The sequence below is a fragment of the Kitasatospora sp. HPM-01-4 genome (assembly GCF_051374625.1).
Taxonomy (GTDB): domain Bacteria; phylum Actinomycetota; class Actinomycetes; order Streptomycetales; family Streptomycetaceae; genus Kitasatospora.
Map to the genome: position 1 here is coordinate 5,073,541 of NZ_JBPQGP010000005.1, position 12,880 is coordinate 5,086,420.

Below are 12,880 nucleotides of genomic sequence, written 5' to 3' on the forward strand. Positions count from 1 at the left end.
CCAGGAGCGCAGCAGCAGTGGCCGTCAACCTCGCCACCATCGAGTCCGTCACCAAGGTCTACGGCACACGGGCCCTGCTCGACGGCGTGAGCCTCGGCGTCAGCGAGGGTGACCGGATCGGCGTCGTCGGCCGCAACGGTGACGGCAAGACCACCCTGATCCGGATGCTCGCCAAGCTGGAGGAGCCGGACAGCGGCCGGATCACCTGGTCCGGCGGGCTGCAGATGGCGGTGCTCACCCAGCACGACTCGCTCGACCCGAAGGCCACCATCCGGCACGAGGTGATCGCGGACCGCGCCGACCACGAGTGGCTCGGCGACAGCCGGATCCGCGACATCATCCAGGGCCTGTTCGGCGGTCTCGACCTGCCCGGCTTCAAGGACGGCCTGGACACCGTGATCGGGCCGCTCTCCGGTGGTGAGCGCCGCCGGATCGCGCTGGCCAAGCTGCTGCTCGGCGAGCCGGACCTGATCGTGCTGGACGAGCCCACCAACCACCTGGACGTGGAGGGCATCGCCTGGCTCGCCCAGCACCTGCAGAAGCGCCGTTCCGGGCTGGTCTGCGTCACCCACGACCGCTGGTTCCTGGACCAGGTCTGCACCCGGATGTGGGACGTCCAGCGCGGCGAGGTCCGCGAGTACGAGGGCGGCTACTCCGACTACGTCTTCGCCCGTGCCGAGCGCGCCAGGATCGAGGCCACCGAGGAGCAGAAGCGGCAGAACCTGGCCCGCAAGGAGCTGGCCTGGCTGCGCCGCGGCGCCCCCGCCCGCACCTCCAAGCCGCGCTACCGGATCGAGGCCGCCAACGCGCTGATCGCCGACGTCCCCGAGCCGCGTGACAAGAGCGAGCTGATGAAGTTCGCCAACGCCCGGCTGGGCCGCACCGTGTTCGACCTGGAGGACGTGACCGTCAAGGCCGGGGAGAAGCTCCTGCTGGAGCGGCTCACCTGGCAGCTCGGCCCCGGCGACCGGATCGGCCTGCTCGGTGTCAACGGCGCGGGCAAGACCTCGCTGCTGCGGGCCATGCAGATCGCGTTCGCCACCGAGGGCGATGTGCAGCCCTCGGGCGGTGTGATCAAGGTGGGCAAGACCGTGCGGCTGGCGTACCTCTCGCAGGAGGTGCACGAGCTGGACCCGCAGACCCGGGTGCTGCAGGCGGTGGAGCAGGTGCGCGGCCGGGTGGACCTCGGCAAGGGCCGGGAGATGAGCGCCGGTCAGCTGTGCGAGCAGTTCGGCTTCGGCAAGGACAAGCAGTGGACCCCGCTCGGGGACCTGTCCGGTGGTGAGCGCAGGCGGCTGCAGCTGCTGCGGCTGCTGATGGACGAGCCCAACGTGCTGTTCCTGGACGAGCCCACCAACGACCTGGACATCGAGACCCTGAACCAGCTGGAGGACCTGCTGGACGGGTGGCCCGGGTCGATGATCGTGATCAGCCACGACCGGTTCTTCATCGAGCGGACCACGGACACCGTGTACGCGCTGCTCGGCGACCAGCGGATGCGGATGCTGCCGGGCGGGGTGGACGAGTACCTGGAGCGGCGACTGAAGCTGGCCGAGTCGGCGGCTTCGGCGGCGGTCGCCGCGGTACCGGCGGCCCCGGTGGCGGAGAAGTCCGCCGCGGACGTCCGGGCGGCGAAGAAGGAGATGCAGAAGCTGGAGCGGCAGATCGCCAAGCTGGACGACCAGGAGTCCAAGCTGCACGCCCAACTCGCCGAGCACGCCGCCGACTTCTCCAAGGTCGCGGAGCTGGACGGCCGGCTGCGCAAGGTCCGCGAGGAGAAGGAGGAGCTGGAGATGGCCTGGCTGGAGCTGGCCGAGCAGGTCTGACCGGATCGCGCCGTTGACGGCTCGGGCCCACCGGGTTTGACTCGGACGACCGTTCGTCGGAGTTCCAGGAGGCTCGTGATGCGCAAGTCCGTTGTCGCCGCTGCCGTCGGGGTGCTGGCCGGGTTGGGGCTGCTGTTCACGGCGATGCCCGGCTCGGCGGCTCCAATGCCCGCGCCGGCCGTCCACCAGGACGGCGGCTCCAGCGGGGGCTGCTGCTGACCGGTCGTCAGCCCAGCAGGACGTCGAGTTCGTCGGCCGCCCGGCCGATCGCGCTGCGCGAGGGATCGTGCGGTCCGGTCGGCCGGGCGGCCTTTCCGGTGGGCGGCTGGTGGGCGCGGGCGGCGGCGGTGAGGTGGTCGAGGGCGTCGAACACCCGCTGGATCTCGGCCGGTTCGGGGGTCCGGCCGCCGTAGCGGATCTGGGCGGCGTAGGCGGCGACCGCGCCGCTGAGGCGTTCCAGGGCGGCGGTCGCGGTCAGCCACTGGGCGGCGAGCCGTCCGGCGGGCGGGGGTTCGGTGAGTCCCTGCCGCACCTCCTGGCGGACGTCGGCCAGGGCCCGGTAGGCGGTGCGGCGCAGCCAGACCTCGGCGACCGGTGCCTGCGGGGACTCGACCACCGAGGCCAGGTAGGCGCGCAGCGCGGTGGCCGCGGTGACCAGCCTGGGTTCGATCCGGTGCGGGGGTCGCTCGGGCCACAGCAGGTAGCCGAAGACCAGCACGATCAGGCTGGCCAGGGCGGTGTCCAGCACCCGGGGCCAGAACTCGGCCACCCCGCTCTCCCCGCCGAGCTGGACCAGGATCAGGGCCATCGGGGTGATCACGGCGGTGTTCAGCCCGTAGTGGGCGGCCGCCGAGTACGGCAGCAGCGCCACGCAGCCGGAGGCGATCAGTGCCAGCGCCCACTTGTCGGTGGTGGTCAGGAGCAGCGCGGCGGTCACCGCCACGCCGAGCACGGTGCCGACCGAGCGGCTGACGGCCCGCAGGAAGACCGAGCCGAGGTCGGGCTTGAGGACGAAGGCGATCGTCATCGGCACCCAGTAGCTGCGGTTGAGCGGCAGTACGGCGGTGGTCAGTTCCGCGACCGCGATGCAGAGCGCGACCCGCACGCCGTACCGGACCGAGCCCGCGGAGAACAGCCGGACCCGAAGCCGCCAGGGGTCGGGGGGCGGTACGGGCGCGGTGCCGAGTTCGGCGGGGCGGCCCGCGACGGTGTCGGTGGCGGCCCGCAGGGCGGCGTCCAGGGCCTTGTGGGCCGGGGTGGCGGGCTCCCAGTCGGGGTATTCGGGCTGCGGGCCGCCGAGTACCGCGCGGGCCAGCTTCCCGGGCAGTTCGGCCACGGCGGGCGGGACCGGGCGCCAGGCCCAGAGCAGGCCGGTGGCGGTCTCGGTGGCGGCGAGCCCGGCCTCGTACATCCGGCGCAACCGCTGGACGTGGTCCGGTTCCTGACGGCCCGGGCGGGTGTGCGGGAGCAGGTCCTGGAGCTGGTTGAGCCGGGCGGTGAGCACCTGGCGGCGGGCCGCGCCCTGCGGCGTACCGAGTGCGGCGAGGGTGTCGCCGAGCGCCTCGTACGCGGCCGCCAGGGCCCGGCGGCGCGGGTCGGAGCGGGGGAAGGTGCCGTGGGCGCGGCGCGGCAGCCCGAGCAGGACCACGTACGCCGCGCCGACCGGCATCATCAGCGGCGCCGCCCACCACGGGTGCGGCGGCGCCATACCGCCGCCGAGGGAGGCCGAGACCAGCAGCAGCATGCCGGCGGCCGAGCCCCGGGGCCCGGTGGCGCTGATCGCGCCCGAGGCGAAGGCGACGGCGGTCAGCGCGAGGCCGACGGTCAAGGGGCCGCTGCCCGCGTGCTGGAGGGCGGTGCCGATCAGCATGCCGACGGAGGAGGCGAGCAGGGCGGCGGCGATCCTCGGGGCGCGCAGCCGGGTGGGTTCGACGCGGTCGTTCATGGTCGCGTGCATCGCGCCGAGACCGGCGAAGACGCCCAGGTCGAGCCGGTCCAGCAGCAGGCCGAGGAAGAGCGGGGTCCCCATCCCGAGGGCGGCCCGGACCATCAGCGCCCGGGGCATCGGCGGTCTGACCGGCCGGGCGGCCCGGGCCCACCACGCGGGCGAGCGGTCGGGGGGAGGGCTGCCGGGTCCTGAGGGTCCAGGGGCTGACAAGGGGGTCACATGCCTTCCGCTGATGTCCTGGCCCGCCCACGAGGGCGGCGGACGTCGCTGCTGTGCGACATTGCGCGGCAGATGAGGTCGGACCGGGTGAACCGGGTCACGGCAAGTCTATCGGCGCCTGAGCGGCGGAATCTTCGACGGCGTCGGCGAAGTGGCTGACGGACCGTCCGGCTCCCGGTCGTGCTTGCGGGGGCCGCCTCGGCCCTCTGCTTGCGGAGGTCGGCGGGTCGCTGCACTCCCGCTCCCCGGGGACCGGCGGCTCGGTGCATCCCCCGGGCGGGCGGCGGTTCGTGCACTCCCGGTTCACCCGTGTGCCTGATGTCACCCAAGGTGCCGGTGGAGTCACCGTGGGTGGCATGACTCCTGCACCAGAGAGCACTCCTGACGTATCGTCCCGACAACCGTCAACGGGCGCACCGGACCTGCGCCCGGTCGCCGCCTCGGCGATGATCGGCACCACGATCGAGTACTACGACTTCTTCATCTACGGGACGGCCGTCGCACTGGTCTTCGGCAAGGTCTTCTTCCCGGAACTCGGGCGCGCCGGCGGGCTGCTGGCGTCCTTCTCGGTGTACTCGGTGGCCTTCGTGGGGCGCCCGCTGGGCGCCCTGGTGTTCGGGCACTTCGGCGACCGGCTGGGCCGCAAGACGACCCTGGTGGTCTCGCTGCTGCTGATGGGCTTCTCGACGGTGGCCGTCGGCGTGCTGCCCGGCTACCGGTCCTGGGGGATCTGGGCGCCGGTGGCCCTGGTGCTGCTGCGGGCCCTGCAGGGCTTCGGGCTGGGCGGGGAGTGGGGCGGCGCGGCGCTGCTGCTCGCCGAGAACGCCCCGCCCGAGCGGCGCGGCCGGTACGGCGGATACCTGCAACTCGGGCCCTGTCTGGGCTTCTTCACCGCCACCGGGGTGTTCCTGCTGCTCTCCGAGGTGCTGAGCGAGCAGACCTTCGCCGACTGGGGGTGGCGGGTGCCGTTCCTCGCCTCGGTCGGGCTGGTCGCGGTCGGGCTGTTCGTCCGGCTGCGGATCTCCGAGACCCCGGTCTTCGCGCGGCAGACCGAGCGGGCCAGGGTGCCGGCCGCGGAGGTGCTGCGCGAGCACGGCCGCACGGTGCTGCTGGCGGGCGGCGGGATCATGATCGGGTACGCGCTGTTCTACCTGACCACCACCTACGCACTGGCGTACGCCACCGAGCAGTTGGGGATCGGCCGGGGGCTGATGCTGACCCTGCTGCTGATCGGCGCGGTGGTGAAGGGTGCGGCGGCCTGGTACTGCGCCGGGCGCAGCGACCACTGGGGCCGGCGCCGGATCCTGCAGCTGGCCACCGTGTTCGCGATCGGCTGCTCGCTGGTGCTCTTCCCGCTGCTGGAGACGGTGCGCACGCCGCTGGTGGCGCTCGGGGTGCTCAGCGCGATGGCGGTGCTCGGGTGCCTGTACGGGCCGGTCGCGGCCTACCTGCCGGAGCTGTTCCCGACCCGGGTGCGGTACACGGGCGCCTCGCTCGCCTTCAACATCGGCGGGGTGGTCGGCGGGGCGACGGCGCCGCTGGTGGCGGCCCAGCTCACCGGGGCGTACGGGACGGCGGAGCCGGTGGGCTGGTACATGGCCGGGATCGGGGTGGTGTCGCTGCTCTGTCTGCGCGCGCTGACGGAGACGCGGACGCTCGCCCTCGGGGCGGTGGTGGTGCGCCAGAAGCGCGGGGAGCCGCACGACCAGCCGAGTACCCCCGTGGAGCGCTGATCGTGCGGCCCCCGAGCCCGGGGTGCTGCCTACCGGTCCGTCAGATGCCCAGTGCGGCGCGGCCGGCGAGCTGGACGGCGGCCTGCTTGGCGACGCGCTCGCCCAGGTGCTCGGCGGTGGCGATGTCGGCCTTGTGGACGCCCTCCGGGCCCTGGTCGTTGTTGCTCTGCGCGGTGGCGCCGAGGAAGAAGCCCAGGCGGTTGAGGTCGTCCTCGGAGGCGGTGGTGCTGTTCCAGCCGGGCTTCAGGCCCAGGTTGACCCACTGCATGCCGTGCTGGGCGGCCAGGATGGTGAAGAACTGCAGGGTGTGCATCTTGTCGCCGCTCTTCGAGGCGGAGTTGGTGAAGCCGGCCGCCAGCTTGCCCTGCCAGGCGTCGACGAACCAGCGCTTGGAGGAGGCCTCGGCGAAGGTGTGGAAGGCGCCCGAGGCGGTGCCCATGTAGGTCGGCGAGCCGAAGACGATCGCGTCGGCGGCGTCCAGCTGGGCCCACTGCTCGTCGGTGATGGCGTCCACGGCTATCAGGACGGCCTCGGCCCCACCGGCGGCGGCACCGCGGGCAACGGCCTCGGCGAGGACGGCGGTGTGGCCGTAGCCGGAGTGGTAGGCGATGGCGACGGTGGGGGTGGCGGTGGTCATGGCGGGATGACTCCTGTGACGTCGTGACGAACGGGAGGACCGGGGAGGGTGATGAGCCGCTCCCCGGCCTTTCGGTCTCCAATGTAGACCAAGTCTCTATTGGTTACCAAGTACTGATCGGAGACCGTCGGCGTACCCTGGGTCACATGGCCATCCAGCAGCAGCACTCCGATTACGACGTCTTCGCCGCCTTCTGTCCGAGTCGGAACGTCTTCGCCGAGCTCGCTGACAAGTGGTCGCTGCTTCTCCTGCTCAGCCTGCACAAGCTGGGTGAACAGCGGTTCTCCGAACTGCAAAGGTCTGTCACCGGAGTGAGCCGCAAGATGCTCACCCAGACCCTGCGCGAGCTCGAACGGAGCGGGCTCGTGCGGCGCACCGTCCACCCCGAGACGCCGCCGAGGGTGGTGTACGGCCTGCTGTCGCTGGGCCACTCGCTTGCCGAGCGGCTGGTTCCGGTCGCCGAGTGGGTCGAGGAGCACAGCGGCTCCGTCCTGGAGGCCCGGGCGGCGTTCGACGAGTCCCGCTGCCCCTGTGCCACCGACTGAGGCCGCCCCGGCGGGTGATCCGGGCGCGGTGCGGCCGTCCGCAGGGGTCGATTTCACTTTCGGGCCGCTGACCGGGTAATGTCTTCCTCGTTCGAGCGGGACGGAAAAGCCCGCAGGACAGGCCCCTATAGCTCAGTCGGTAGAGCGTCTCCATGGTAAGGAGAAGGTCAACGGTTCGATTCCGTTTGGGGGCTCAGCAGAGCACGAGGCCCTCGCCGCAAGGCGGGGGCCTTCGTCGTTTCACATCGCCGGTTCCGTCGGCACGTTCCGCGCCGGTCGCGCCGCATGGCCTGTGGGGGCATGCGGCCTAGCGGTCCCGGCTCGGTATGCGCTGTGATGGTGGGTCATTGGCGGTCGGCCGTGCGGCGGTTCCGTGGGCCGGCCGGACGGGGACTGGGAGGGCGCCATGGGCGTTCGGCTCGTGGTGGTCGACGACCACCGGCTGCTGGCGGAGGCGCTGGCGGCGGCCCTGCAGCTGCGCGGGCACCGGGTGCTCGCGATCGGCTCGCCGTCCCGGACGGTCGGCGAACTGATCGTGGGGCGCCGCCCCGAGGTCTGCCTGTTCGGTGTGGCGGGGCCGGGCGAGCCGGACGCCTTCGAGCCCGTCCGGCGGCTGCGCCGGGAGCGTCCCGAGATCTCCGTGGTGGTCCTCGGTCCGGTCGGCGAACCCGGGCGGGTCGCGACCGCCTTCGCGGCCGGAGCCGCCGGCTACGTCCGCAGTGACGAGCGGATCGAGGTCGTGGAGCGGGCCATCACCCGGGTGCGGGCCGGGGAGGCGGCGGTCGCCGTGGACGTCCTGCAGGGCGCCTTCGAGCGGCTGCTCCGGCCGGCGGCGGAGCCGGACGACGACGCGCTGCGGCTGCTCAGGCTGCTGACGCGGCGTGAGGTCCAGGTGCTGCTGCGGATCGCCGAGGGCGAGGACACCGCCGCCATCGCCGCCGGTATGGGCATCGCCCCCAGTACCGCCCGTACCCACGTCCAGCGGGTCCTGATGAAGCTCGGCGCCCGTACCCGCCTGGAAGCCACCGCAGTCGCGGCCCGCACCGGCCTCCTGGACCGGGCGCCGCGCGGCTGAGCATGTTCCCGGGGCCAGGTCCTCGGGTGTCCGGCGGAAGCAGCGGATCGTGGGCGGCCCGTGTCTTGGTCGCGCGCCGGATGCGCCGTCTCCGCCCCCGGCCGGCCGAGGTGTCCGCGCTGAGAGTGCGGCGGGGGAGCCCGGCCGTGCGGCCCGCGCCGGGCCGGTCGCGCGGGCAATCGGCGGAGTGAGAAGTCCCGTATGCCTCGGCGCACATCCTCACATGTTGACTTGTGGTTGGTTGTGTTGGATTGTGTTTCCATCCTGCGAGGAAGGCGAGGCCGTGAGGAAGACCACGACCAAGCTCGCGGACGGTCGCGAGCTCATCTACTTCGACGCGGACGACGCCGCGCCCCGGGGCGCCCCCGACCTGCGCCCGCTGGACCCCGTCGCCCCGCGGTCCGAGGTGCGTCGCGACCCGGTGACCGGCGACCACGTCACCATCGCCGCCCACCGCCAGGCCCGCACCTACCACCCGCCGGCCGACGAGTGCCCGCTCTGCCCCTCCAGGGACGGCCGGCTGAGCGAGATCCCCGCCGCCGACTACGACGTCGCGGTCTTCGAGAACCGCTTCCCCGCCCTGGCCCTCGGCACGGCGGCCGCCGCTGTCGTCGGCACCGGCCCGCTGCACCTCTCGTCGCCCGGCACCGGCCGCTGCGAGGTGGTCTGCTTCACCGCCGACCACGACCTCTCGTTCGCCGACCTCACCGAGGCCAAGGCCCGCCTGGTGCTGGACGCCTGGACCGACCGGACCGCCGAACTCTCCGCTCTTCCGGGCGTCCGGCAGGTCTTCTGCTTCGAGAACCGGGGAGCCGAGATCGGCGTCACCCTGGCCCACCCGCACGGCCAGATCTACGCCTTCCCGTTCACCACCCCGCGCACCGCCCGGATGGCCGAGCAGGCCGCCGCCCACCGCGCCCGCACCGGCCGCAACCTCTTCGAGGACCTGCTCGCCGCCGAACTCGCCGACCCCGCACGGCTGGTCCTCGCGGGCGAGCACTGGACGGCCTTCGTCCCGTACGCGGCCCGCTGGCCGTACGAGTGCCACCTCTACCCCAACCGCAGGGTCGCCGACCTGACCCGGCTGACCGAGCCCGAACGCTCAGAGTTTCCCAAGCTTTACCTCGAACTGCTGCGCCGTTTTGACCGGCTCTTCATGCGGGCGGGGCACACTGCCCCGGTCGCACCGACGCCGTACATCGCGGCCTGGCACCAGGCGCCCACCCTTGGGGGTGACGAACTCGCGCTTCACCTGGAGCTGTTCACGATCCGGCGTACGGTGGGCAAACTCAAGTTCCTGGCCGGGGTGGAATCCGGAATGGACGCGTTCGTCAACGACGTGTCGCCAGAGGCGGCGGCACAGCGCCTGCGGGAGGTCGCATCGTGAACAAGTACCTGGTCACCGGCGGGGCCGGTTACGTCGGCAGCGTGGTCGCCGCCCACCTGCTGGAAGCCGGCCACCAGGTCACCGTGCTCGACGACCTCTCCACCGGGTTCCTGGCGGGCGTGCCCTCGGGCGCCGAGTTCGTCCGGGGGCGGATCCAGGACGCCGCCGAGGTGCTGGACGGTTCGTACCACGCGGTGCTGCACTTCGCCGCCTCCTCGCAGGTCGGCGAGTCGGTCGCGGACCCGGAGAAGTACTGGCGCAACAACGTGGCCGGTTCGCTCGAACTGGTCAGCGCGATGCGCAAGGCGGGGGTGCGCAGGCTGGTCTTCTCCTCCACCGCCGCCGTCTACGGCGAGCCCGAGGGCGTCCCGATCGCCGAGACCGCCCGCACCTCCCCGACCAACACCTACGGCGCCACCAAGCTCGCCGTGGACCACCTGATCGCCGGCGAGTGCGCCGCCCACGGCCTCGCCGCCGTCAGCCTGCGCTACTTCAACGTGGCCGGGGCGTACGGCTCCCACGGTGAGCGGCACGAGCCGGAGTCGCACCTGATCCCGCTGGTCTTCCAGGCCGCTCTCGGCAGGCGCCCGCACATCGCCGTCTTCGGTGACGACTACCCGACCCCCGACGGCACCTGCATCCGCGACTACATCCACGTCGCCGACCTCGCCGAGGCCCATCTGCTGGCCCTGGACGCCGCCAGGCCGGGCGAGCACCTGGTGTGCAACCTCGGCAACGGCAGCGGCTTCTCGGTCCGCGAGGTGATCGAGTCGGTGCGCCGGGTCACCGGCCGCGAGATCCCGGTGGTCACCGCCGAGCGCCGCCCCGGCGACCCCGCCGTGCTGGTCGCCTCGGCGCAGCGGGCCCACGAGCTGCTCGGCTGGCGCCCCGCCCGCCCGCTGCTGGACGACATCGTCGCCGACGCCTGGGCCTTCGCACTGGCGCAGGAGGGCGCGGCCTCCTGACGGGAGCCCGGCGCGGGCTCGGCGCGGCTGATCTGACACAGCATCAACCCGGCTTGGGCGTAGTCTGGTTCAGTACATCCTGACGTCGCGCGGGGCAAGGGCCGAAAGTTCCCCAAACCTCCGCCGAGTCGCCCCGCGCGCCGTACCCTGAGTGCGGTACCTGTGGGGGTCGGGCGCCTGAGCAGGGGGGTACGACGATGGGGCGGATCCGGGTCCTGGTGGTCGACGACCACCGCATCTTCGCCGAAGCGCTGGCGGCCACGCTCGCCGCCGAACCGGACGTCGAGGTCGGTGCGGCCGGCAGCACACTCGCGGCCGAACGCGCGCTGGAGCGGGCCGCCGCCGAGGGCAGGGCCTTCGACGTGGTCCTGATCGACGCCGACCTGAGCCCGGCCGGTCCGCCGCCGCGCCGTCCGCGGACGTTCGCCGAGGCCGAGCCGCAGCCCGGTGCCAGACAGTTCCCCGTCGCCGTGCCCGCCCGCCGGCCGCCCGGACTGACGCTGAGCGGACCGCACCGCGTCCCGGCTCCCCCGGTGGCGGCCCCGGGTGCCGCTCAGGCCGCGGACGGGCTGGCCCTGCTCGCCCGGGCCTGCCGCAACCACCCCGCGCTGCGGGCGATCGTGCTCGCCACCGAGGACGACACCGGGCGGGCGGTGCGCGCGCTGCAGGCGGGGGCCTGCGGCTGGGTGGCCAAGGACAGTTCGCTGCCCCGGCTGATGGCGGTGATCCGGGGAGTGCTGCGGGGTGAGACGCATCTGCCGCCGGCGCTGCTGACCGGTGTGGTGCGGGAGTTGACCTCCGCCCGGCGTGACCGTACCGAGAGCGAGCGGTTGGTGGAGACGCTGACTCCCCGTGAGGAGGAGGTGCTCCGCTGCATGGTGGCCGGGCTGGGGCGGCAGGCGGTGGCCGAGCGGCTGTACCTCTCGCCGCACACCGTCCGCACCCATATGCAGAACGTCCTGGGCAAACTGGGCGTCCACTCCACCCTCGCCGCCGTCGCGGTCGCCCGCCGGGCAGGCGTCAGCCCCTCGGAACCGCCCCTCCCCGCCGCCAACTCCGCCCGGGCGTAGGCACCCCGTACGGGGGCTCGCCCTTCAGGGAAGGCCCGCGCGGCACCCGGGGGCCGGGAATCACGCGAAGGGAGCACCCCCATGCCGCTGAGGGCGCGTCACCCGGCGCTGTCGAAGGGGGCGACCAGCTGCCGGAGCAGGGTGGCGAGGTCGTGCTGCTGGGTGGGGCTGAGCTCGGCGAGCAGGGCGCGCTCGTGGGTGAGCAGACCGGCCAGCGCCTGGTCGGCGCGGTCGCGGCCGTCATCGGTGAGCCGGACCAGCACACCGCGCCGGTCGTCGGGGTCGGGCAGCCGCTTGACCAGGCCCTTCCCGGTCAGCCGGTCGATCCGGTTGGTCATCGTGCCGGAGGTCACCAGGGTCTGGGTGAGCAGCTGGCCGGGGGAGAGCTGGTAGGGGGAGCCGGCCCGGCGAAGGGCGGTCAGGACGTCGAACTCCCAGGGCTCGAGACCGTGCTCGGCGAAGGCGGTGCGGCGGGCTCGGTCGAGGTGGCGCGCGAGCCGGCTGACCCGGCTGAGCACCTCCAGTGGCCCAACGTCGAGGTCAGGGCGTTCGCGACGCCATGCTGCGACCAGACGGTCGACCTCGTCCTCCATGTGGATCAGTGTATCGGTGGGTGTGTCGATATGAAGCCTCTTGACGTCAAGATGAACACTCCCGACATCGGGAAAACCTCCCGTATCCCCACCAATCACCTGGCCGCCCCGGCCGGAAGCTCCTGCCGGGAGCCCCCGGCTACTGCTTCCGCTCGCCGACCAGCTTCGGATGGCGCTCCAGCCCCTCCAAGCCGTGCCAGGCGAGGTTGACCAGGTGGGCGGCGACCTCGGCCTTCTGTGGCTTGCGCACCTCCAGCCACCACTGGCCGGTCAGCGCGACCATGCCGACCAGCATCTGGGAGTACATCGGAGCCAGCCGGGGGTCGAAGCCGCGCGCCTTGAACTCCAGGCCCAGGATGTCCTCCACCTGGGTGGCGATGTCGCTGATCAGCGAGGCGAAGGTGCCGGTGGACTGGGCCACCGGCGAGTCCCGGACCAGGATCTTGAAGCCGTCGGTGGAGGTGTCGATGTAGTCCATCAGCGCGAAGGCGGCCTGTTCCAGCAGTTCGCGGGAGTGCCCGCCGGTGAGTGCGCCGGTCACCATGTCGAGCAGCAGCTGCATCTCGCGGTCGACCACGACCGCGTACAGCCCTTCCTTGCCCCCGAAGTGCTCGTAGACGACGGGCTTGGACACCCCGGCCCGCTCGGCGATCTCCTCGACCGAGGTGCCGTCATAACCGCGTTCCGCGAAGACCGAGCGGCCGATGTCCAGCAGCTGTTCGCGGCGCTGCTTGCCGGTCATCCGGACCCGGCCGCCCTTCGCGGGGCGGGCGGGTGCGGCGGAGCGAGTACGGGGGGCCTCGGGGCTCGCGGCCCCCGCTCCCGAGGTCCGGTGCTGGCCGCCTGCGCTGTCTCCGTTGCTCCCGTTCACCCCTACATCAT

General features: G+C 72.7%; 12 protein-coding genes and 1 tRNA gene. 9 read left to right on the plus strand and 4 right to left on the minus strand.

The window, feature by feature from the left end; genetic code table 11:
• Positions 1 to 17: 17 nt before the first annotated feature.
• Together ACSMTC_RS22090 and ACSMTC_RS22095 are read left to right on the plus strand one after the other, a co-directional pair.
• Complete coding sequence (locus tag ACSMTC_RS22090; RefSeq protein WP_436561442.1) at positions 18 to 1,826, plus strand: ABC-F family ATP-binding cassette domain-containing protein; 1,809 nt, start codon at positions 18 to 20, stop codon at positions 1,824 to 1,826.
• A gap of 78 nt (positions 1,827 to 1,904) precedes the next feature.
• On the plus strand, positions 1,905 to 2,045 hold the full coding sequence (locus ACSMTC_RS22095) for a hypothetical protein (protein WP_436561443.1): 141 nt from the start codon (positions 1,905 to 1,907) through the stop codon (positions 2,043 to 2,045).
• Positions 2,046 to 2,052: 7 nt separating this feature from the next.
• Here the strand turns inward: ACSMTC_RS22095 and ACSMTC_RS22100 are convergent, their stop codons facing one another.
• Positions 2,053 to 3,891: an FUSC family protein gene (locus ACSMTC_RS22100; protein WP_436561444.1), complete on the minus strand. Its 1,839-nt coding sequence runs from the start codon at positions 3,889 to 3,891 to the stop codon at positions 2,053 to 2,055.
• A 458-nt stretch (positions 3,892 to 4,349) separates the two neighbouring features.
• Between ACSMTC_RS22100 and ACSMTC_RS22105 the strand changes: the two genes are divergently transcribed.
• The gene (locus tag ACSMTC_RS22105) at positions 4,350 to 5,726 is read left to right on the plus strand and encodes an MFS transporter (protein WP_436561445.1); all 1,377 of its coding nucleotides are present in this window, start codon (positions 4,350 to 4,352) and stop codon (positions 5,724 to 5,726) included.
• A gap of 40 nt (positions 5,727 to 5,766) precedes the next feature.
• Here the strand turns inward: ACSMTC_RS22105 and ACSMTC_RS22110 are convergent, their stop codons facing one another.
• Positions 5,767 to 6,363, minus strand: coding sequence for a flavodoxin family protein (locus ACSMTC_RS22110; RefSeq protein WP_436561446.1), 597 nt, complete (start codon positions 6,361 to 6,363; stop codon positions 5,767 to 5,769).
• A gap of 146 nt (positions 6,364 to 6,509) precedes the next feature.
• On the opposite strand from ACSMTC_RS22110, the gene ACSMTC_RS22115 reads away from it, so the two are divergent.
• The 6 genes from ACSMTC_RS22115 to ACSMTC_RS22140 all read left to right on the plus strand — a co-directional run bounded on the left by ACSMTC_RS22115 (position 6,510) and on the right by ACSMTC_RS22140 (position 11,405).
• Complete coding sequence (locus ACSMTC_RS22115) at positions 6,510 to 6,908, plus strand: winged helix-turn-helix transcriptional regulator (RefSeq protein ID WP_436561447.1); 399 nt, start codon at positions 6,510 to 6,512, stop codon at positions 6,906 to 6,908.
• Positions 6,909 to 7,029: 121 nt separating this feature from the next.
• Positions 7,030 to 7,102: transfer RNA gene (locus ACSMTC_RS22120), tRNA-Thr, on the plus strand.
• A gap of 212 nt (positions 7,103 to 7,314) precedes the next feature.
• Positions 7,315 to 7,983, plus strand: a complete 669-nt coding sequence (locus tag ACSMTC_RS22125; protein ID WP_436561448.1) for a LuxR C-terminal-related transcriptional regulator — start codon at positions 7,315 to 7,317, stop codon at positions 7,981 to 7,983.
• Between the two features lie 283 nt (positions 7,984 to 8,266).
• Entirely contained in the window at positions 8,267 to 9,370 is a 1,104-nt protein-coding gene (gene galT, locus ACSMTC_RS22130; RefSeq protein WP_436561449.1) for a galactose-1-phosphate uridylyltransferase, read from the plus strand.
• On the plus strand, positions 9,367 to 10,335 hold the full coding sequence (gene galE, locus ACSMTC_RS22135) for a UDP-glucose 4-epimerase GalE (protein ID WP_436561450.1): 969 nt from the start codon (positions 9,367 to 9,369) through the stop codon (positions 10,333 to 10,335). The genes galT and galE overlap by 4 nt, the downstream gene beginning before the upstream one ends.
• A 197-nt stretch (positions 10,336 to 10,532) precedes the next feature.
• Entirely contained in the window at positions 10,533 to 11,405 is an 873-nt protein-coding gene (locus tag ACSMTC_RS22140) for a LuxR C-terminal-related transcriptional regulator (RefSeq protein WP_436561451.1), read from the plus strand.
• A gap of 98 nt (positions 11,406 to 11,503) precedes the next feature.
• Here ACSMTC_RS22140 and ACSMTC_RS22145 read toward each other — a convergent pair whose 3' ends face one another.
• Together ACSMTC_RS22145 and ACSMTC_RS22150 are read right to left on the minus strand one after the other, a co-directional pair.
• Positions 11,504 to 11,998, minus strand: coding sequence for a MarR family winged helix-turn-helix transcriptional regulator (locus ACSMTC_RS22145; protein ID WP_436561452.1), 495 nt, complete (start codon positions 11,996 to 11,998; stop codon positions 11,504 to 11,506).
• A gap of 139 nt (positions 11,999 to 12,137) precedes the next feature.
• Positions 12,138 to 12,740 carry a TetR family transcriptional regulator gene (locus tag ACSMTC_RS22150; protein WP_280701072.1) on the minus strand — a complete coding sequence of 201 codons (603 nt, stop codon included), beginning with the start codon at positions 12,738 to 12,740 and terminating at the stop codon, positions 12,138 to 12,140.
• Positions 12,741 to 12,880: the final 140 nt, after the last annotated feature.